Origin of the sequence: Acrocarpospora sp. B8E8 (genome assembly GCF_039871605.1) — a bacterium.
In the GTDB taxonomy this organism is placed as follows: Bacteria; Actinomycetota; Actinomycetes; order Streptosporangiales; family Streptosporangiaceae; genus Acrocarpospora; species Acrocarpospora macrocephala.
In genome coordinates, this window is record NZ_JBDPLV010000013.1 from 22,149 (window position 1) to 41,644 (window position 19,496).

The 19,496-nt window shown below is 66.4% G+C and carries 26 protein-coding genes; 24 read left to right on the forward strand and 2 right to left on the reverse strand.

Features of this window, described 5'->3' with window-relative positions; all coding sequences use genetic code 11:
• Nucleotides 1–74: 74 nt before the first annotated feature.
• From hflX to ABGB08_RS14495, 6 genes are all read left to right on the forward strand, one after another.
• Complete coding sequence (gene hflX, locus ABGB08_RS14470) at nucleotides 75–1,472, forward strand: GTPase HflX (protein ID WP_347590341.1); 1,398 nt, start codon at nucleotides 75–77, stop codon at nucleotides 1,470–1,472.
• Nucleotides 1,473–2,215: 743 nt separating this feature from the next.
• Nucleotides 2,216–3,424 (forward strand): imidazolonepropionase, encoded by a 1,209-nt coding sequence (hutI, locus tag ABGB08_RS14475; RefSeq protein ID WP_155352063.1) that lies wholly within the window; start codon nucleotides 2,216–2,218, stop codon nucleotides 3,422–3,424.
• 125 nt (nucleotides 3,425–3,549) lie between these two features.
• Complete coding sequence (locus ABGB08_RS14480; protein WP_347590343.1) at nucleotides 3,550–4,392, forward strand: DegV family protein; 843 nt, start codon at nucleotides 3,550–3,552, stop codon at nucleotides 4,390–4,392.
• A gap of 529 nt (nucleotides 4,393–4,921) precedes the next feature.
• A complete protein-coding gene (locus ABGB08_RS14485; protein ID WP_347590345.1) occupies nucleotides 4,922–5,683 on the forward strand; it encodes a ComEA family DNA-binding protein in 762 nt (253 codons plus the stop codon).
• A 1,845-nt stretch (nucleotides 5,684–7,528) separates the two neighbouring features.
• Nucleotides 7,529–8,977, forward strand: coding sequence for a recombinase family protein (locus ABGB08_RS14490; protein ID WP_347590347.1), 1,449 nt, complete (start codon nucleotides 7,529–7,531; stop codon nucleotides 8,975–8,977).
• A gap of 281 nt (nucleotides 8,978–9,258) precedes the next feature.
• Entirely contained in the window at nucleotides 9,259–9,693 is a 435-nt protein-coding gene (locus tag ABGB08_RS14495; RefSeq protein ID WP_347590349.1) for a hypothetical protein, read from the forward strand.
• Here ABGB08_RS14495 and ABGB08_RS14500 read toward each other — a convergent pair.
• Nucleotides 9,686–10,237: a hypothetical protein gene (locus ABGB08_RS14500; RefSeq protein ID WP_347590351.1), complete on the reverse strand. Its 552-nt coding sequence runs from the start codon at nucleotides 10,235–10,237 to the stop codon at nucleotides 9,686–9,688. The genes ABGB08_RS14495 and ABGB08_RS14500 overlap by 8 nt on opposite strands.
• 211 nt (nucleotides 10,238–10,448) lie before the next feature.
• Between ABGB08_RS14500 and ABGB08_RS14505 the strand changes: the two genes are divergently transcribed.
• From ABGB08_RS14505 to ABGB08_RS14515, 3 genes are all read left to right on the forward strand, one after another.
• Nucleotides 10,449–10,736, forward strand: coding sequence for a helix-turn-helix transcriptional regulator (locus ABGB08_RS14505; RefSeq protein ID WP_347590353.1), 288 nt, complete (start codon nucleotides 10,449–10,451; stop codon nucleotides 10,734–10,736).
• Nucleotides 10,736–10,927, forward strand: coding sequence for a hypothetical protein (locus tag ABGB08_RS14510; RefSeq protein WP_347590355.1), 192 nt, complete (start codon nucleotides 10,736–10,738; stop codon nucleotides 10,925–10,927). The genes ABGB08_RS14505 and ABGB08_RS14510 overlap by 1 nt, the downstream gene beginning before the upstream one ends.
• 97 nt (nucleotides 10,928–11,024) lie before the next feature.
• On the forward strand, nucleotides 11,025–11,567 hold the full coding sequence (locus ABGB08_RS14515) for a hypothetical protein (RefSeq protein WP_347590357.1): 543 nt from the start codon (nucleotides 11,025–11,027) through the stop codon (nucleotides 11,565–11,567).
• A 10-nt stretch (nucleotides 11,568–11,577) separates the two neighbouring features.
• Here ABGB08_RS14515 and ABGB08_RS14520 read toward each other — a convergent pair whose 3' ends face one another.
• Nucleotides 11,578–11,706, reverse strand: coding sequence for a hypothetical protein (locus tag ABGB08_RS14520; protein WP_347590359.1), 129 nt, complete (start codon nucleotides 11,704–11,706; stop codon nucleotides 11,578–11,580).
• Nucleotides 11,707–12,268: 562 nt separating this feature from the next.
• On the opposite strand from ABGB08_RS14520, the gene ABGB08_RS14525 reads away from it, so the two are divergent.
• The 15 genes from ABGB08_RS14525 to ABGB08_RS14595 all read left to right on the forward strand — a co-directional run bounded on the left by ABGB08_RS14525 (nucleotide 12,269) and on the right by ABGB08_RS14595 (nucleotide 19,422).
• Entirely contained in the window at nucleotides 12,269–13,369 is a 1,101-nt protein-coding gene (locus tag ABGB08_RS14525) for a hypothetical protein (protein ID WP_347590361.1), read from the forward strand.
• Nucleotides 13,366–13,512 (forward strand): hypothetical protein, encoded by a 147-nt coding sequence (locus ABGB08_RS14530; protein WP_347590363.1) that lies wholly within the window; start codon nucleotides 13,366–13,368, stop codon nucleotides 13,510–13,512. Before ABGB08_RS14525 ends, ABGB08_RS14530 begins: the two co-directional genes overlap by 4 nt.
• A gap of 12 nt (nucleotides 13,513–13,524) precedes the next feature.
• Nucleotides 13,525–13,725: a hypothetical protein gene (locus tag ABGB08_RS14535; protein WP_347590365.1), complete on the forward strand. Its 201-nt coding sequence runs from the start codon at nucleotides 13,525–13,527 to the stop codon at nucleotides 13,723–13,725.
• Nucleotides 13,726–13,805: 80 nt separating this feature from the next.
• Nucleotides 13,806–14,282 (forward strand): hypothetical protein, encoded by a 477-nt coding sequence (locus ABGB08_RS14540; RefSeq protein ID WP_347590367.1) that lies wholly within the window; start codon nucleotides 13,806–13,808, stop codon nucleotides 14,280–14,282.
• Nucleotides 14,279–14,593: a hypothetical protein gene (locus ABGB08_RS14545; RefSeq protein ID WP_347590369.1), complete on the forward strand. Its 315-nt coding sequence runs from the start codon at nucleotides 14,279–14,281 to the stop codon at nucleotides 14,591–14,593. Before ABGB08_RS14540 ends, ABGB08_RS14545 begins: the two co-directional genes overlap by 4 nt.
• A complete protein-coding gene (locus ABGB08_RS14550) occupies nucleotides 14,590–14,991 on the forward strand; it encodes a hypothetical protein (protein ID WP_347590371.1) in 402 nt (133 codons plus the stop codon). Before ABGB08_RS14545 ends, ABGB08_RS14550 begins: the two co-directional genes overlap by 4 nt.
• Entirely contained in the window at nucleotides 14,988–15,296 is a 309-nt protein-coding gene (locus tag ABGB08_RS14555) for a hypothetical protein (protein ID WP_347590373.1), read from the forward strand. The genes ABGB08_RS14550 and ABGB08_RS14555 overlap by 4 nt, the downstream gene beginning before the upstream one ends.
• Nucleotides 15,296–15,568 (forward strand): hypothetical protein, encoded by a 273-nt coding sequence (locus ABGB08_RS14560; protein ID WP_347590375.1) that lies wholly within the window; start codon nucleotides 15,296–15,298, stop codon nucleotides 15,566–15,568. The genes ABGB08_RS14555 and ABGB08_RS14560 overlap by 1 nt, the downstream gene beginning before the upstream one ends.
• Nucleotides 15,565–15,915 carry a hypothetical protein gene (locus ABGB08_RS14565; protein ID WP_347590377.1) on the forward strand — a complete coding sequence of 117 codons (351 nt, stop codon included), beginning with the start codon at nucleotides 15,565–15,567 and terminating at the stop codon, nucleotides 15,913–15,915. The genes ABGB08_RS14560 and ABGB08_RS14565 overlap by 4 nt, the downstream gene beginning before the upstream one ends.
• Nucleotides 15,912–16,853: an ATP-binding protein gene (locus ABGB08_RS14570; protein WP_347590379.1), complete on the forward strand. Its 942-nt coding sequence runs from the start codon at nucleotides 15,912–15,914 to the stop codon at nucleotides 16,851–16,853. Before ABGB08_RS14565 ends, ABGB08_RS14570 begins: the two co-directional genes overlap by 4 nt.
• Entirely contained in the window at nucleotides 16,850–17,371 is a 522-nt protein-coding gene (locus ABGB08_RS14575; protein WP_347590381.1) for a hypothetical protein, read from the forward strand. Before ABGB08_RS14570 ends, ABGB08_RS14575 begins: the two co-directional genes overlap by 4 nt.
• Complete coding sequence (locus ABGB08_RS14580; RefSeq protein ID WP_347590383.1) at nucleotides 17,364–17,711, forward strand: hypothetical protein; 348 nt, start codon at nucleotides 17,364–17,366, stop codon at nucleotides 17,709–17,711. Before ABGB08_RS14575 ends, ABGB08_RS14580 begins: the two co-directional genes overlap by 8 nt.
• Nucleotides 17,708–18,319, forward strand: coding sequence for a hypothetical protein (locus ABGB08_RS14585; protein WP_347590385.1), 612 nt, complete (start codon nucleotides 17,708–17,710; stop codon nucleotides 18,317–18,319). Before ABGB08_RS14580 ends, ABGB08_RS14585 begins: the two co-directional genes overlap by 4 nt.
• A gap of 26 nt (nucleotides 18,320–18,345) precedes the next feature.
• Nucleotides 18,346–18,864 carry a hypothetical protein gene (locus ABGB08_RS14590; protein ID WP_347590387.1) on the forward strand — a complete coding sequence of 173 codons (519 nt, stop codon included), beginning with the start codon at nucleotides 18,346–18,348 and terminating at the stop codon, nucleotides 18,862–18,864.
• Nucleotides 18,865–18,885: 21 nt separating this feature from the next.
• A complete protein-coding gene (locus ABGB08_RS14595; RefSeq protein WP_347590389.1) occupies nucleotides 18,886–19,422 on the forward strand; it encodes a hypothetical protein in 537 nt (178 codons plus the stop codon).
• Nucleotides 19,423–19,496 lie beyond the last annotated feature (74 nt).

Genomic DNA, 19,496 nt, shown 5'->3' on the forward strand with positions numbered 1-19,496 from the left:
TCTTTGGGTGTCATGCCACCATCGAAGGGAAGACACCACGGTGTCGGACTGTTGGTCTAGTAGAGATGACATATATGCGCAACGAGCCAGAGGACATCGGCGACTACGAACTTGAGGAGCGTCAGGCGCTCAGACGCGTCGCGGGTCTCTCGACGGAGCTCACGGATATCACCGAGGTCGAATACCGCCAGCTCAGGCTGGAGCGGGTCGTCCTGGTGGGAGTGTGGACCAGCGGCACGGCCTTCGACGCGGAGAACTCGCTGCAGGAGCTCAAGCTCCTGGCCGAGACCGCCGGATCCGAGGTCCTGGAGGGCCTGATCCAGCGCCGCGACAAGCCGGACTCGGCCACGTATATCGGGTCGGGCAAGGCCACCGAACTCCGCGACATCGTCTCGACCAGCGGCGCCGACACCGTGATCTGCGACGGTGAGCTGACGCCAGGACAGCTGCGGCAGCTGGAGGAGATCGTCAAGGTCAAGGTCATCGACCGGACCGCGCTCATCCTCGACATCTTCGCCCAGCACGCCAAGAGCCGGGAGGGCAAGGCCCAGGTCGAGCTCGCCCAGCTGCAGTATCTGCTGCCGCGGCTGCGCGGCTGGGGCGGCAACCTGTCCCGCCAGGTCGGCGGCCGGGCGGCGGGCGGCGTCGGCATCGGCGGCCGCGGCCCCGGTGAGACGAAGATCGAGCTGGACCGGCGGCGGATCCGCGAGCGCATGGCCAAGCTGCGGCGCCAGATCAAGGAGATGTCCACCTCCCGCGAGACGAAACGGCACCGCCGGCAGTCGCGCGAGGTGCCCGCGGTGGCCATCGCCGGATACACGAACGCCGGCAAATCCTCGCTGCTCAACCGGCTGACCGGGGCCGGCGTCCTGGTCGAGGACGCCCTGTTCGCGACTCTCGATCCGACGGTACGGCGTGCGCGCACGCCCGAGGGCCGCCTGTTCACCCTCGCCGACACGGTGGGATTTGTCCGGCATCTTCCGCATCAGCTGGTGGAGGCGTTCCGGTCCACCCTGGAGGAGGTCGGGGACGCCGACCTGATCCTGCACGTCGTGGACGGTTCCCACCCCGATCCGGAATCCCAGCTCGCGGCCGTCCGCGAGGTGTTCTCGGAGATTTCCGGGGTGCGGGATGTTCCGGAGATCGTGGTGGTGAACAAGGCCGACGCAGCCGATCCGGTGGTGCTGGCGCGGCTGACCATGCGGGAGCGGCACAGCATCGTGGTGTCGGCGCGTACAGGGTCGGGGATGCCCGAGTTGATGGCGCTGATCGAGCGGGAGCTGCCGCGTCTCGATCATGAGGTGCACATGCTGGTGCCGTACGACAGGGGAGATCTGATCGCCCGGGCGCACAAGGAGGGCGAGGTGCTCTCCGTCGACCACACGGGCGATGGGACCGTCCTGCACGCCCGTGTCCTGCCCAGCCTGTTCCACGAACTCGATCGGGTCGCCAAGCCCGTGGAGACGGTGTAGGACGGCGTCGAAGCCCCGGGTCCGCTCGGGGCCTTCGCCATGCTTCTCTGTGTGTCCAGAAGCGGACGCCACGGGATCATGGGCGCATGTCCGAAATGATCCCCTGCGGGGTGCCGGATCGCGTGCTGAGCTGCTCTTCTGCCCGAGCGGGTCTTGGGTGGTCACGGCCCTGACACCCCGTCTGACGTCCGGCGAGGTTATCGTTTCGAGATCATGAAAACGAGCCGGAAGCTGGCATAGAACCTGTTTCGACAGACCCAGTAAAGGTGACAAATCGGAGAATTAGGGGAGGCCAGCCCTAAAGCGGAAGGAAAACGACACTGGCCCACCGGGGTCGGCGTTGCTAGGATAAGCCAAGCCTTACGCGACAATCTTGCGCGGGTACACACGATGACACCTGTGAGTGCTGTTACACCTGGGGTGCGGGTGCGTTTGCCGGGTCTGAGCTGGAGCGACAGACTCGGAAGTGACGGGGGAGAAGGACGGGTCAACCGGATGCCAGGGAGGCGAACCGGCGTTCTTCTCAATAACCCTGTACAGCGAGCCGACCTGTGAAATAACGTAACTGAACTGAAATCGCCGAGGCTACCCTCACGGCGATCCGGTCATCGCACAACCCGGTGCGCGATGAGAGCAGGAGACCCCCCAATGACGTCCGGACACGGAGCGGACCCAGCGGGCGCGGCGCCCACGAGCTGGGCTTCCGCGGCGTCCTCAGGGACGTCGTCACGGATGGTGGTCGGATGACCGTTCGCCTTCTCACCAACATCGGCCGCCTCTGGACCGGCCATGACGTGTGCAGCAACGCGTCGATCCTGGTCCACAACGACCGCATCGCCTGGGTCGGCCGCGCGGCTGACCTGCCGCAGTCGGTGCCCGGCGTCGTCGACGACATCACCGACGTCGACCACGTCGAGAACCTCGGCGGCGCGCTTGTCACGCCCGGCCTGATCGACGCTCACACCCACCCGGTGTACGCGGGCAACCGCTACGCCGAGATGGCCATGCGCTCGGGCGGCTCCTCGGTCTCGGCGATCACCGCGGCCGGTGGCGGCATCGGCTCCACCGTCACCGTGACCCGCGGCACCGACCCGTGGACGCTCTGCAACGGCGTCCGCGAACGCCTCCGCGAGTGGCTGCTCAGCGGCACCACCACGGTCGAGGCCAAGACCGGCTACCACCTCACCCGCGACGGCGAACTCGCCGACGTGCGCCTTCTCCGCGAACTGGAGAAGGAGCCGATGATGCCGCGCGTGCACGTCACGTTCCTCGCCGCCCACGTCGTCCCGCCGGAGTACTTCGGCCGCCAGCGCGACTACGTCGAAGCCGTCGCCGCCTGGTGCGCGGACGCCGCCGCGGCCGGAGCCGACAGCGTGGACGTCTACTGCGACGACGGCCACTTCAGCCCCGACGAGGCGCGCTGGGTGCTGGCCTCCGGCCGCAACGTCGGCCTGCTGCCCCGGGTGCACGCCGGCGCGTACAGCAAGCGTGGCGCCGTGCAGCTCGCCGCCGAGATGGGCTGCGCCTCCGCCGACCTGCTCCACCACATCACCGACGAGGACATCGCCCTGATGGCCCGCTACGGCGTGCCCGCCGTCGTCTGCCCCGGCACCGCCCTCTCCAGCGGCTCCCTCCCACCGGTCCGCCGCCTGATCGGCCAGGGCGTCCCGATCGCCCTCGGCAGCGACCACAACCCCGGCCACTGCGGCATCACCTCGATGGCCCTGGTCATCAGCCTCGCCGTCGCCGCCTTCGGCATGAGCGTCGGCGACGCCCTCCGCGCCGCCACCCTCGGCGGCGCCCAGGTCCTCGGCGCTCCCGACCGAGGCGTCCTCGCCCCCGGCCGCCTCGCCGACATCGTCCAATGGGACGCCGACCACGAAGGCGCCTTCGCCTGGGCCTTCGGCCTCAAACCCCGCCGCGTCTGGCGCGGCGGCACCCCGGTCCAGTAACCAGCGGTCTCTCATATAAGTGACGGCGGTTCATGGCGCCGCCATTTATATGGAGTGCGCAAGATGCGACGCCGGTGACGTGCTCATTCGGTGGATGGCGATCAGCTGGTGGGTAATCTCTCGATATGTCGGTCGTTGTGGTCACGGACTCCTCGGCCTACCTGCCGCCTGTTGAGGCGGACAGGTGGGGCGTAACAGTCGTTCCATTACAAGTGATCATTGGTGGCCGCGAGTTCGACGACGGCGCTCAGATCGACGCTAAGGGCGTCGCAGACGCGTTACGGGAATGGACACCCGTCACAACGTCCCGTCCCGCCCCACAGCGTTTCGCGGACGCCTACGAGGCCGCCGTCGCCTGCGGGGCCACCGGTGTCGTCTCGATCCATCTTTCCAGCGAAATGTCCGGCACGGTTGACGCCGCCAGGATCGCCGCCAAGCAAGCCCTCATCCCCGTCGAAGTAATCGACAGCCGCTCCATCGCCATGGGCCTCGGCTTCCCCGTCCTCGCCGCCGCCCGCGCAGCCGCGCTAGGTGCCGATCTCTCTGAGGTTGCCACCATCGCCCGTACCACCGCCGCCGCCACCCAGAGCTTCTTCTACGTCAACACCCTCGAATACCTCCGCCGAGGCGGCCGCATCGGTGCCGCCGCCACCATGCTCGGCTCCGCCCTCGCCATCAAGCCACTCCTCCACCTCACCAACGGCTCGATCACCCTCCTGGAAAAGGTACGGACGACGACCCGCGCCCTAGCTCGCCTGGAAGATCTGGCAACATCCACCGCCGGCGAAACCCCCGTGAACATCGCGATCCAACATCTCTCCACCCCCACCCAGGCCGATTCCCTAGCCACCCGCCTCACGACCCGAATCCCCAACCTCAACCACATGATGATCGTCGAAGTAGGCGCCGCGATAGCCGCCCACACCGGCCCCGGCATGCTCGCCGTAACCATCTCCCCCCAACCCTGACCAACATCTCGAATTCGGCTGGCCACCTGGGGACAGCACCCCACTATCCACAGAACCTCGTTCGGCCACCCAATCGCGAACTCACCTCTCTAACGTCATAGCCGTGGGAACCAGGGAACGCCAACAAGCCGAACGTGCCGCCATCGAAGTCCGCCTCCACCGGCTAACCTCTCGCGCCATCCCTGGACCTTCCACGCCCTCCACCCCATCTCACGACTCTCACCCCACACTTCCTCCCACCACTTCCCAATCTCCATACTCCTCGCCTTTTCCCATCGCATCCCAGCTTTCCCCAACCCACCCCTCATTTTCATCCGCTACCTCTCATATCAGTCACTCTTCGCCTCTGGCCACTGCCGTTCACAACGCCCATCCCCTTCCTTCGGCCGCCATCTCCCATTCGTTTTCTCCAAATCCCATACCTTTCACGCCGGGACCACCTCCGTCATTCGGTGTTGCGGCCCCATCTGGTACGGAAGAGTTGCCGCACCAATTCGAACCACAGGACCGCCTCAGGCCTTACGACGGAATGGCCCGCGAGTCCGCTTATGGGAGCCAGACGGAGATTAGCCGTCCCGACGAGGTCAAGAGGGCAACACAGAACCAGGATTACGATCTGGATAGATCGCCGACGGCTGCTCGTATCGGGCACGAAAAGGACAGGAGCGGAACAATTTCCGGTCGCCTCCGCGAGCTGCTTGGAGATAGCGAACGTTTCGACCCCGGCCGCCCAGGCGTAAGGGCCCTGATACTGCTCGCGATCGCCGCCGCCGTGGTGGCCGGAATCTACGCATGGCGATCACAACCCGTCCCCGAACCCCTTCCACCACCCACCCCCGCCAGCGCCGGATCTCCGGCCACCCCCTCACCGACCGCCAGCGTGACAATCCATATCACCGGCAAGGTCCGCGACCCAGGCGTCCTGGCATTACCCATCGGCTCAAGGGTCGTAGACGCCATCACCGCAGCCGGAGGCATAAAGAAGGGCGCCGACACCGGCCCACTCAACCTCGCCCGCCGCCTGGTAGACGGCGAACAAATCGTCGTCGGCCTCCCACCCCCTCCCGGATCCCACCCACTAACCGACCCCGCAACCACCAACATCCTCAGCCTCAACTCAGCAACCGCCGACCAACTCGAACAACTCCCCGGCGTCGGAGAAGTCCTCGCCCAACGCATCATCGAATACCGCGACACCCACGGCGGCTTCCAAAGCATCGAACAATTACGCGAAGTCTCCGGCATAGGAGAAAGAAAATACGCCGAACTAAAAGACAAAGTGTCCCCGTAGTTCATCCAGTTAGAGTCTTCGAAGTCATTCAGGAAACCTCTACTGGAGATGCTGTAGTCCATCGGGCCCTCGGCTTCACGAATTTCCATGCGGGTAATTTTATCTACGGCCTCACGCTGGCGGGCTTTGCGATCGAATCGGTATAGGTGATGTTTCCGGGGGAGCCGTTACCGGAGGTGTCGTGCGTTGGTCGGTCGGGCTCTGGCCTTGCGAAGTTTGGTGCGCGTAATTTGTTGCGGCGTCGCGCTGGTGAGTTTCCCGATCAAGTGTGATGTTTCCGGAGGAGTCGCTAGCGGGGGTGTCGTGCGTTGGTCGGTCGGGCTCTGGCCTTGCGAAGTTTGGTGCGGGTAATTTGTTGCGGCGTCGCGTTGATGGCCTTCCCGATCAAGTTCGTAGTGGGATGTTTTCCGGGGGAATCGCTAGCGCAGGTGTCGCGCGTTAGTCGATCAGGCTTTCTGCCATGTGAAGTGTGACGGGTCTTCCAAGTTGGCCGGGGGAGCCGCTATCTGAGGCGCCTGTGCATTGGGCCATGTGGCTCTCTGGGCTCGCGTACTTCAGTGTGGGCAATCTTTGTTTGCAGCATTACGCTGCCGGGTTCGTTCGATCAAGTTCGTGGTGCCATCAATTGAGAGGGGGCATTTCGCGTGGCCATGCCTCGGGCCGAGGACGGGTCCGAACCTGAGGGCGAGGATGAGCTTGTTCAGTCAGGCCGTTCTCTGGTGCTGGTTGGGCCAGCGGTTTCCGCGTGGGTTGTTGCGCTGATTTTGGTGGCATGTCCGGCGTTGGTCGGCGGGCTTGTGGCGGCTGCTGGTTTGGGAGCCGGGGGCTGGGTGGCTTGGTTCGGAAGCCGGGTGGGAGTAAGTGAGCGATGGCGGAACGTCGTTGTTGGGAGCCTTTGTTGTGCTGGGGTTGTGGCAGGAGTGGTGGCAATCAAAGTGCACGCGGTCACCACAGGTCCCGTTGCTGAGTTGGCGGCTCGGAATGCGGTGGTAAAGGCGGAGATCGTGCTCTCCGGCGATCCGCGCGCGCGGTCGCGGCCTGGGGGTTCGGGCGCGAGCGTGGTTGTGGAGGCACAGATTGTGCGGCTTGAACTTCGCGATGGGTTGGGGCTTCAGGCGCGGCGGTCGGTGATGGGAACCGACGCGGGCTCTGCGCGCAACGCTCCGGAAGCCGACGAGCGCCTACTCGGTGTGCGGGGAGCGGTGGAGGTGGACTCGTCTGTGGTGATCGGCACGGGAGTCCCGCGCAACGCTCCGATGGCCGACGCGAGCCAAGTCGGTGTGCGGGGAGCGGTGGGGGTGGACTCGTCTGTGGTCGCGACTGACGTGGGTGCTCCGGGCAACGCTCCGAAGGCTGACGCGAGCCGAGTCGGTGTGCGGGGAGGGGTTGGGGCGGATTCGGCTGGGGTGGTTAACGGGGTGGGAGCGGATTCGGCTGCGGGTGTGGTCGCGGTGAGGGTGGATTCGCCGGTGGTGGTGTTTGGGGTGGGGGAGGAGTGGCTGGGGTTGTTGCCGAGTCAGCGGGTTCGGGTTGTTGGGCGGTTGGCGGTGGCGGAGTCGGGTGGGTTGAAGGCGGGGGTGTTGGTTGTCCGGGGGGTGCCGGTTGTGGTGGGTGGGCCTTCGGGCGTACAGGGTGTGGCGGGGGTTTTGCGGAGTGGGTTGCGGGCGGCTTGTGAGGTCTTGCCGGCGGGGGCCCGTGGGTTGTTGCCAGGGTTGGTCGTGGGGGATGTTTCGCGGCTGGATGCGCAGGTCAAGGAGGATTTCGCTGATGCTGGGCTGAGTCATCTCAATGCTGTGAGCGGAGATTGTGCGTCCTAGACAGTGTTTTCAGTCGTATCTTCAGACTATGACGACACGAGCAGCCATCTACACGCGGGTCAGCCAAGACATTCGGGGCGGTCGCTCCGTTGCCGAGCAGGAAGCCGAATGCCGCGTCCAGGTCTCAAGGGAGTCGTGGGACCTGGCCGGAGTCTGGTCCGACAACGACCGCTCCGCCAGCAAGTACGCAAAACAGGCGCGTAAAGACTGGGAGCTGCTTCTCGACGAGATCCGGGGCGGCAACATCGACGTCCTGGTGGTGTGGGATCCCTCGCGCGCCACTCGTGATCGGCTCGTGTGGGCGGCGCTGGCCGCGATCTGCGAAGAGCAAGGCGTCAAGATCGCCGCATCGGGCCGGGTGTACGACCTGGCCGACCCCGACGACGCGTTCCAACTCGACCTGTTCTTCTCTCTCGGCGTCCGCGAATCCGGGGTCACCCGCAAACGTGTCCTGCGTACCGTCCGCGCCAACGCGGCGACAGGCCGCCCCCACGGCCGGCAGTTGTTCGGCTACCGCCGCCTGTACCACGAGACGACGAGGGAGTTCGTCTCGCAGGTGATCGACCCCGAGCAGGCGGCCACGATCCGCGAGATGGCCAAGCGCGTCCTGGCGGGGGAGTCCCTCTACATGGTCGCCGACTGGCTGAACAGCCAGGACAAGCCCACCGGGACGGGCGGGCAGTGGATCCCCGGCCAGGTCAAGCGCACCCTCCTCAACCCCGGCTACATCGGCATGCGCGTCCACCAAGGCAAGATCGTCGGCAAAGCGGTGTGGCCCGCCATCCTCAAGAAGAAGACCCACTCGGCCCTCGTCGCGAAACTCACCGACCCGGCCCGCGGCTACCTCCGCGACTCCCGGGCCAAGTACCTGCTCACAGGTATCGCCTTGTGTGCATGCGGGACCCCGTTGCGTGTGCTGCCTAATCGCGGGAGCCTCAGCTACGTCTGCATGCCGCACCTGCGGAAGAAGGGCATCGCGAAGGGTGTCGGCCATCCATGCCGCCTCGTCGCCAGGGTGGATGCCTTCGCGGAAGACCTGATAATCGACCGCCTTTCGCGGCCGGACGCGGTCGAGTTGCACGCCCGGAACGAGGCGGACCTGAACACGGTCTACCGCCTGGCCGATGAGATCGCGGAGAAGCGGCGGAACCTGGAGACGTTCTACGAGCAGGCGGCCAAAGGGGACCTGTCCGCTGTCGGTCTGGCATGGGTGGAGAAGCCGGCGCTCGCGGAGATCGAGCGACTCGAAGGCCAGATGAACCGGGTCCGGCTCGCCCCCCAACTCGGCGACCTGATCAACAGCGACCCGGCGGTGGTCCGCGCCGAGTGGCGGCGGCTTGATCTGGCGCAGCAGCGGGAGGTGGTCAAGCATCTGATGGTTCTGCAGCTCCTGCCTGTGGGCAGGGGTCGGCGGAACTACACCGATTGGGAATCTGTCGCTGTGACGTGGCGCGGGCAGGACATTCCGGCCCCGTGACGCTGTCTGGAAGGTGATAAAAGCCTTACCTTACTGCGCGCGGCATTCGCGGCATTTCGGCCTCATGTCCATATTTCAAAGATAGATTCAGCTACACAACGTGAGCCCCAGGAACGCGCTGGTGAACTGCCTGTAGTCGTTTGTGGACCGTTCCCAAACGCGGGTTCCCCCTCGCCCTAAACGCGCCTACTGTGGAGCACGCTCCTTACGTCGCCTCGGGAAAAGCGACACGCAATTTGGCCCGCCTCGGGGATTGGGTGGACCGGAAAGCAGGACCCCCCGTGAATTTCAACATCACCCACCCCTCCAAGACCGTTCTCGTCGCGCTCATGGCCGCCCCCTGGGCGGTCATCGGGGTCGAGGTCGCACTCAACACCCTGGCCAAGGACACGCGGGTCATCCTCGCCATCGGCGCGGGAGTGATCAACGTCTGCACGGTCGCCCTCCGAGTCGCCACCCGGTTCGAGAAGGGCTGTCGGCTGATCGCTCAAACCGTGGACACCAACGGGCAGCTCCACCGGGAGACGGTGCAAAACACCGCCAAGGAGCATGCCGAACAGCTGGGCACGTCGGTGCTCAACCCGGTCGCCTTGATGGCCGCCGGATGGCGTGGTAAGGCGCTAGCCGCTCACGACATCGCCAAGGAGCGGGAGAACCGGCGCACGGACAGGGCGTTCGACGAGATGGGCACTGGACCGTTCGGAACCGTCAGGTAAGCCCTTCATCCCGGAAATCGTCGCGTCGCAAGCTGGCGTAAGCCGCGATGACACGGCCCTTCGTCTCGTCCGAGAGGTCCGATTCCAGGATCTCTCGGACGACGGGGTCATTGCGTTTCTGGTCGCTGACCGTGAGTTCTTCCGGGGTGGCGAGATCACGCTCCAGGAGGATCTCCCCGAGGGTCTTGCCCTTGCTCCGCGCCTCATTGCGCAGGTAAGCGAGCACTTGTTCTTCGTCTGCTCGCGCGATGCGCTCTCGGCCGGACTCTGCGGCGTCAGCGGCGGGCAACTCGTCGGTCTTGCCGTCGAGGAATTTACGGATGGATCCCGCCTGGAGCTGGTACGCGCCTTCAACCGCGCTCAGGGTTGCCGGGCTGAAGTTGTCTCGCGCGCCGATCTCGATGTCCCGGAGGACTCCCGAGTGCACGGAGACTTCCGCGGCGAACACCTTGCGGACGCGGTATCTGGCGTCGATCTGAACCCTGCGTGCGGCGAGGAGCGGGCCGAGTTCGGCCCATCTGTCGGTGAGGGCGGAGCTCACCACGATGACCCCTTAGGCGACGGATGCCCGTTATGTCTTGTCATACGGGCCGGACGAAGCCAACTGTAAATGACGCAGGCAGACCCGTCTATGACCATGCCTGAAACGGTCTGACTTCATGACAGCCACTCCAGTCCCAAGAGTTGTCAAATGACCTCAACTTACCCATCGGTATGAAATTGAGTGACCTAAACTGTTGTCATATGACGTCTGAGTGACACAGACTGACCTCATGCTCGGAACTGGCCCACAGAACGGCCCGGCCCTCAAGGCGATTCGCAAGACGGCCGGGCGCACTCAGGAAGACATCGCCGAGGTCGTCGGCATTGACCAGTCCTACCTGTCGCTGCTTGAGAGCGAAGCGCGCTCCGCCTCTGATGCCGTTGTTGACGCACTCGCCAACGCGCTCGATGTGCCCGTTGACGCACTCCTGCGCAGCCCCCGCCCGGTGCCGGTTGATCTTGCCGACGAGCCGAACTGCGCGTGCCGGGCGAGCGCCTGATGCGCGCCTCGAAGGTCACCGCTGAGGAGGCTGCGGCGGAACGCGCCGCCGCTATCAAACGGATCGTCGACAGGGCTCCGCCGCTGTCCGCCGAACAGATCTCGGCCCTGTCGCGGATCTTCGCCGGTTCGGCCGAACGGATCCGCGCCCACGCAGCCGAGAAGGCCGACGCGATCGATTCGGCCGCCTAGCCCCCTGAAATGAGTTTTGCCCCGACCATGCCGGGCCGGGGCTGCGGGAGGACATCCCGCCCAAACAGTAACGCACCGTTAGCAGAGGACGGGCCCAGTGACCGCAGCACCCGACACGTTCTCCCTCCGGAACCTCATCCGTGAGGTTGCCGAAGAGAGCGCACTTGCCGACCCCGGCGCGCTCGCCAAAGAGGTCTCCAAGCACGTCACTGACGACCTATTGCGGGCGTGCTTCGACGAGATGATCCGCCCGTTCGTGCAGAACGTGATCTCGGGTCACCGGTTCGCCAGCGCTCCGCCGACCCCGGCTGACGACTCCGCCGAGATCAAGGAGCCGGACGGCGGCAAGTCCAAGTCGAACCGCTCGTGGAAAGTCAAAGGCGTCCGCGAGACGTGGCGGTCGATCCTCCGCCAGCGGCTGCACGTCGGCCCTGGCTCGTCGGACTGGCAGTTCCTTGGCGAGGCAACCACGGAGGAGTTGCGGTTCGCCGCTGGCGAGCGCCGAGACCTTGCCGCCGCCAACGTCGCGAACGCGGCGAAGCTTGAGGCTTTGGCCGCGCTGTGCGACGAGCACGGCGTTGACGCTCCCGCCCGCCTCGCTGACGACGTTCTCGCCGAGTTTTTCGGGCGGTCCTGGTGACCGCCGACCTTCAGACTTCCGCCCCGGCCATGCTCCCGCCGGTACCCGTGGCCCACTCGCCGGGGCGGGGCAACGCTTCCCAGCCGACCATGCCGGAGTCGACGCCCACAGTGCTGGCGTCGGCTGGGAACAACGACACCCCGCAGGCCATGGCCGACTCGGAGCCCATTCTGCCCGTGCCTGCGGGGGGCAAGACCGCCCGGTCGGCCAAGGAAGTAACGACTCCCAGATGCGGCCCGCCGACCGGGCACCCACACTCCCTCAACGGCCAAAGTGTGGACGAAGCCCTTAAGGAGTTCGCCGTTGAGGGCACTACTTCCCCCGCGACCACGGACCATGCGCTACCCATACAAGCGTCGTTCGCGGGGGACCAGACTCAGCCGACAGCCACACACCCATCGACACCCAATGTTCTCGCGCTGTCGGCTGGTACCTCTCCCCGGACGGCCAAGCTGGCGACGACGCCCAATGACGCCGCGCCGTCCGGGGGCACCCTTCCACGAGCGACCGAACTACATTCGACACCCAACGACGGGACGTCGTTCGCGGAGCAAGACCAGCCGACAGCCATGACCCTTGCGGCAACCATCCCGCTCCCGCTGTCGGCTGACCACACGCCCCGGACGGCCATGCGGGTTGCGACGCCCATACCGACCTCGCCGTCCGGGGACACCTTTCCGCGAGTGGCCAGCGTCCCTCCGATGCCCATAGTCGGTGCGCTACTCGCGGAGATAGACACGCCCCCGGCCACCGCCGGATCGTCGCCCATAGAGAAGGCGCTGGGGGCGGAAGACCAGGGTCCGCAGGGTCTGGCCAAAAGGGTCACGACGCCCACCGGTCCATCGCCGGACCTTGCGGACCCTCTCCTGGCTCTCGCCGCTGACGTTCTCGACGACCTGGAAACGGTCCGCATCGCGAACGAAAACCGCCTACGGCAACTCACCCGCGATGAGACGGACGTGGACGGGGAAGAGCGCGGGTTCGGTTTGACGCTCGACCACCCGGACGTCGCCCGGCTCGCGGCTCTCGTGGATGCGCTGGCGTCGGCGGAGAAGGACGCGGCGAAGAACCTCGCGAAGCGGCTCAAGCAGCACCCGCTGTACCCGTGGCTGAAAGGTCAGAAGGGTGTTGGCGACAAGCAGGCCGCTCGCCTGCTGGCCAGCATCGGGGATCCCTTCTGGAACACCCTCCACGATCGCCCGCGCAAGGTCTCTGAGTTGTGGAGCTACTGCGGGTATTCAGTCGTCCGAGTCGGTGGCCAGGCCGGCAGCGATGCCCATATAGCGCGCGTCGCCGACTCGGTCTCAAACTCTCCCGCTGGCCAGCTCATGCACGACGCCCAAGGCGGTCCCGCCAGCGGGAGCAAGGCCGGGGGCAACGCCAACCACGGAATCCCCGATGCCCATACCCGTGGCGTTGGCGTTGCCCCCAAACGGGCTCGCGGAGCCAAGGCGAACTGGTCGGACACGGCGAGGACGCGCGCCCGCCTCATCGCCGAGTCGTGCATCAAGCAACTCGCCCGCACCTGCCCGGCGGACGCCGAACAGGGATTCGCCACCCACGCGGACGGCTGCGCGTGCGCCCGATACCGCAAGGTGTACGACGCCACCCGCGTCAAGTACGCCGACGCCATCCACCACGTGGAGTGCCCGCAGTGCGGCCCGAAAGGCAAACCCGCACAGCCCGGCTCTGACCTGTCCCGTGGGCACAAGCATGGCCGCGCTCTCCGGGCTGTCTCGAAAGAGCTGCTGAAGGACCTGTGGCGCGAAGCCCGACGCATCCACGAGGAGACCACGCCGTGAGCCCGCTCGTCGCGGAAGCCCTCCGCCTTGACCGGCTCAACGACTACCGATTCGACGTCGCTGGCCACTGGCAGGCGGCATCCCTCCGCTGGCGGGTCGTGGACGGCGACGAACTCGCCGACGACGCCCCCGCTACCCCCTGAGGAGACCTCCCCATGCTCGACGCCATCGCCCGTATCGGCATCTACCAGGCACAGAACGGCTACGGCTCCCGGCTCACCCCGAAGCAGCAGCGGCGAGTCAACAAGAAGCGCCACAGCCAGTCCGTGCAGGCTTCGGCGGTCCGTGAGGCCCGCTCCAAGGACCGCAAGGCCGCCGCCGAGTCCCGCCGTCGCGCCGAGTTGCTCCACCGCTAGCGCAGAAAAGGCCCGACCGGATCGCACCCGGCCGGGCCACACAGACCACCAACTGATCACTAAGAGAGGAGTCGGTGAGCGTGAAGACCACGGTAACCGACCAGGACAAGCAGACGGTCAAGCCGGACCCGCGCGCCGAGTACATCCGAGGCCTGCGGGCGCTCGCGGACATCCTGGAGAACAACCCGGACCTGGACTTGCCGTACACGGGCCGCCGCGAGTACGGGATGCTCCACTTCATCCCGGGCGAGAGCAGCAAGAAGCAGGCCCGCCTGTTTGCCCGGCTCATTCCCGGGACGGTCGGCAAGGAGCCGCGCGACACCGCGTTTGACCTGGTCGGCAAGTTGCACGGACTGCACGTCAAGATGATCGCCCAACGGGACGAGGTGTGCACGCGGGTGGTCACCGGCACCCGCGAGGTGACCGAGGAGATCCCCGACCCGCAGGCGCTGGCCGCCGTCCCGAAGGTCACGGTCACCCGGACCGAGGAGGTCATCCGCTGGGACTGTAAGCCGATTCTCGCCGCCGACGACGAGGACTCGGCGGTGTCGGCGTGAAGACCCTCCCGGACATCACCCCCTACTCGCTGCGAGACGCGCAGGTCCACCCGTCCACGGGTGAGGTCTACGGCGACCCGCTCGCGGTCGCTCTCCACATCCTTGCCGCCGAGTCCGCCCACCACGGCGTGACGAGCGGTGCCGGAGTGGCGTTGTGGCAGGCCATGCGGGAGATCGTCCGCCACTACCTGATCAACGTTCACGGGCTCGAAGTCGGGGGCGCGCTGCGGCTGGCGAAAGTCGAGTGTGACCAGTTGATCGCGGCAGCGGTTGAGCGGCGGGACGCCAAGGCTGCCGGGCGTGTGCTGTGACGCACCTGTGGGAGGCCAGCCACCCCTACTACTGCTCCGAGGGCAACTTCTACGTCGGTGGAACCCGCTGGCATGAGGTCCATAGCGCGTACGAGTCGTGGGCGGACTTCATCGACGACTGGGGCGACGCCGACTCGGACATGAACCTCGTGTTCCGCTGGGACTGGAAGCGCGCCGACCCTGACGACTACGAGGACGGCGAGGAGTTCCCTCCGGACCGACTGTTCGTGTACTGGGTGCTTCAGCGCAAGGCGATCCTGCGGTCAACCGAGTGCGTGGTCACGGAGGACGACGAGCCCGCCGTGCTGGCGTGGCTGACGGAGCGGGCCAGGACCCTGATCGCGCTCTGGTCGCCGCTGGCTCTGGCTGCCGAGCAGCCCTCCGGGGGTGCGCGATGACCGGCCCGGAGCACTACCGCGAAGCCGAATCTCTGCTCGACCTCGCTAACCACATCGCAGACGCCGCGAACCCCCAGGACGAGGGCGAGCCGGAACGCACCAACGCGGCGATCCACGTGCTCATGGCCACCGCCCAGGTGCACGCCACCCTCGCTCTCGCTGCCGCTACAGCCCTCTGCCACCCGGGCGACGACCAGACCCGTCCCGAGGACGGCAACGCCTGGGTGGATGTGGCGGGCGTGCCCTTCTTCACGTGGGCGGACAGCGCGGACATCAAGCCGCAGCCCTCCGGGGGTGCGGCGTGATGACCACCCACCACCCCTACGGCTGCGTGCTACGCGCCAGAACCGCCGCACGACTGGCCCTCAAGGCCGAATCGGTCGAGCAGGCGAGCCCGTACGTCCGCGCCGGCGAGTTGGACAAACGTGCGGCCGAACAGCGCGACCTGCTGCTCGTAGAGGTCTGCGAATACCTGCTCGTCGAGGGAGCCCAGTACTCCACGGTGGTCACGTCTGCTCATCGGATGGCCGGGGATCTGCTGTCTGACGCCTACCGCTACGAGCGGGGGCGGGCGTGACGACCTTCGCCGACACCCACCGAGGCCAGCGGGTCGAACTCCTGGACGTAGACGGCGACCACTGGCTCCCGTTCGTGCTGCTGCTGGAAGACCCGCGCCCCTGCCACTCCACGTGCTGCGAGGCGTACGCGGTCCGATCCGGCAGCGGGGATCCGTTCCGTTTCCACGCGGCCAAGTCGGCTGTCGTCCGCATCGTCCCCCGGCAGAGAGCGGCGGGTGAGAGCTCCAGCCCACGGGCTGACGAAGTTGACCCGGACACCGCTCTCGCCGATCCCGACCCTGATGCCGCCTACAAGGCCGCCCAAGAAGACCAGATCAACGACGACGAGACGGGGGACCAGTCGTGAGTTTCACCTTTACTCCGGCAACGAAGGAGCAGGCCAAGGCGCGCATCGCGCTGGCCGGGCCTTCGGGCAGCGGGAAGACGTACACGGCGCTGATCACCGCTCAGGCGCTCGCCGGCGCGGGCGGCAAGGTCGCCGTCATCGACACCGAGCGCGAGTCGGCCAGCCTCTACGCCGACGAGTTCGCGTTCGACACCCTGACCATGCACACCTACGACCCGCGCGACCTCGTCCGGGCACTCGCCGCCGCCGGTGAGGCGGGCTATAACACGGTGGTCGTGGACTCGCTGTCCCACTTCTGGATGGGCACGGCAGGCATGTTGGAGCAGGTCGACAACGCCGCCAAGCGCTCCTACGGCGGCAACTCCTTCGGCGGGTGGAAGGAAGCCCGCCCGATGGAACGCCAGATGATCGACGCCATCCTCGCCTACCCCGGCCACGTGATCGTGACCATGCGCACCAAGACCGAGTGGGTGGTGCAGGAGAACGAGCGCGGGCGTAAGGAGCCGAAGAAGATCGGCACCAAGCCGGAGCAGCGAGAGGGAATCGAGTACGAGTTCACGATCGTCGGCGACATGGACTTGGAGCACACGCTCGTCGTCTCCAAGTCGAGAGCGAAGCCGCTCGCCGACGCAGTGATTCGCCGACCCGACGAGCAGTTCGGGCGGACCGTCCTGGAGTGGCTGGGCCAGGGCAAGCCGATGCCGTCGGCGCTGGACTACCGCGACACGGCGATCGCCGTCGGTGGTACCTACGCGGAGTTGCGCGCCCTGCACGAGACGGTGAAGCGGCGCGGCATGTTGGGCGCGGCCGTCATCGACGACACCGGCGAGACGGTGATGCTCGGCGACCTGATCGTGGCGCGCGGCAAGGCCGCCTATGCCGTTGAGCAGCAGGGCGCCGCCGCCGAACAGCCTGGCGCCACTGGTGGTGACGAGTGAGCATCCGTGACGAGCAGGCCGTCAAGCTGATCGTGGCCAAAGTCCTGGTCGAGCTGATCCAGGCCAGCGACAAGACCGTACGCGGGGACGTCGCCAAGGGCTGGGTCGTGGACGACCGCATCAACGGCATGGTGGGCGGAGCGTCAGGCGGGACCGTCCAGGTGAAGCGAGGCGCGAAGCGGGCCGCGATCACCGACGCCGGGGCGTTCGAGGAGTGGGTGCAGGAGAACCGCCCCGACGAGTGGGAGACCGTCATCCCCAAGCCCTTCACGCGGGTCCGTCCCGCATTCGTGACCGCCGTCCTGGACGTGGCCAAGAAGGAGGGCGTCGCAGTCACGCCGCAGGGCGAGGAGATCCCCGGCGTCACCGTCAGCCAAGCGGGCCCGCAGGTGGCCGTGTCTCTCGCCGATGACGCCGCCGAACTGGTGGCTGACGCTTGGGCGTCGGGTGAGTTGTGGGAGATCGTCGGCGGGCTCCTGCCCCAACTTGAGGCCGGGCCGGGTGAGGTCGATGGCTGACATCCAGACGATCGTCAACCAACTCGGCAAACTCTCCGTCGATCTCGACAACGCCGTTGACCTTCTCTGCGAGATCGAAGAGATCGCGGTCGACGCCGAAGCGGACTACAAGAAGGCGTTCGCGGAGGCGTTCGAGGGCGGCATCGGGCCGGTCGAGAGCCGCAAGCAGCAGGCGGTCATCAAATGCGACAAGTTGTATCGGATCTCCGGCAAGGCGCAAGCGGCGGTCCGTAAGCAGGTGCAGCACCTGCGTGCCCTCCACGCGCGTATTGAGGTCGGTCGGACGATCCAATCCACGGCTCGTGCGGAGATCGCCCTCACGAACGCGGGTGTGCGATGAAGCGATCCGAGATCCGCCGGGTCAAGCCGATGAAGTCCGGCACCTCCCAGTTGAAGCGCACGCCATTCAAGCAGGGCTCCGGCAAGGCAGTCCGTAAGGCGTCCAAGCGCCGCCGTACCGGTCCGCCGGCGGATGTGATGGCGCTGCTGGCTCAGCGGTCGGGTGGCCTGTGCGAGATCGGCATGGTGTGTCTCGGTAACGCTCCCGCCGTCGATCCCTCCCATCGGATCGCGAAGGGCATGGGTGGGACAAAGGACCCGCGCTCCAACACGGCTGCGAATAATCTCCACGCTTGCCGCGCTGATCACGATCTGGTTGAGCGCGATCCCGCCGCGGCGTACGCGAACGGCTGGAAGATCCGCCGCGGAGTAGCCGACCCCACCCAAGTACCCGTACGGCATTGGGTGCACGGCTGGATCCTGCTCGCCGAAGACGGGACGTGGACGTCCGCCGACCCGGCTCGTGAAGACCTGCCCGTCGTGGAGTCCGTGGCTCTGTGCCTGTGGTGCGGACAGAGCGTGCGCGGAGCGACTGACTGCACCCAATGCGGGGCCGCTCAGACGGCAGACATCGGTGGCAGTCCCAGTGATCTAGACGCCCCCTTCTAGCCCCCTGATCGACAAGGAGATACCCCATGCCTAAAGAGAGGCCGAAGCAGACGCTCGGCCGCGCCACCCGCGATGCCTTCGAGGAGGACACGGAGGTCCGTTTCCAGCCGCTGAAGTGGCTGCTCTGGATCTTCGCCGTAGTCGCGCTGCTCGGGATTCTCGGCTACGGGATCGCCTGGTTCACCCAGCCGTTCCGTACCGCCGCAGCCGTGAGGGAGAAGGTCGGCACCGCTGAGAACGTGCTCCACCAGTACGAGCACTTCCACGACCTGTGCGCGGGCGTGGCCGCTACCGACGACAAGATCACCATCAAGCAGGGCCAGATAGACGCCTACAACAAGGCGCGCCCGGACGGCGACGAGAGCGACAAGTTCCAGACCGCGCCGAAAATAGACCGCCTGAACACGGAGCTGACCGCGCTCCAGAACCAGCGCGCGGACGCCGTGGCCAAGTACAACGCCGACTCCGCGAAGCACAACCGCGCGCTGTTCAAAGACGCGTCCCTGCCGTACCGGCTCGACGACACAACCCCCACCTGCAACTAACCCCCCGAACGGATGACTCCCATGAAGCGATCCACGAAGACCATCGCCGCGCTCGGCGCCGCCCTGGCCGTGCTGGCGACCACGGCGGGAAGTTGCGACTCCAGCGAGGAGCGTAAGCAGGCTCAGGCGATCAGCGGCAACCAGCAGAAGAAGTACGAGGCTGCGGTCCCGTTCCCCGCTGGCGACCTGAACAACCCGCTGGACCGGGCGAACCTGGCCGAGTACCTGAAGCGCAACAACGACAAGAACCGCACGTCGTACGTGTACCTGCTGTCCATGGACGCGAAGGTCATTGCCTACTACGCCATTAAGGGCAAGGTCACCTCCGTTTCCTCGCAGCTGCTGCCGCAGGACGACATCGTCGACCCGTGCGGCTCGTCGTACTGCCCGATGTCGGTGGACTCGGCGGGCGATGACGGCACCTACGGCGGCAACGAGCCGGGCGTGTTCTTCTTCACCACCGAGGGCGTCCTGATCACCTGGACGGGCGACTACATCCAGTCCGACCAGCCGATGGACATCAAGACCCCGGTCTCCCTGGTCGCTCGCGTCGACTAGCCCTTCCCCCTCCCCGGTTCCGTGCCGTTCGGGGGACAGCACGGGACCGGTTCCCAATCCGATCTTCAAGGAGA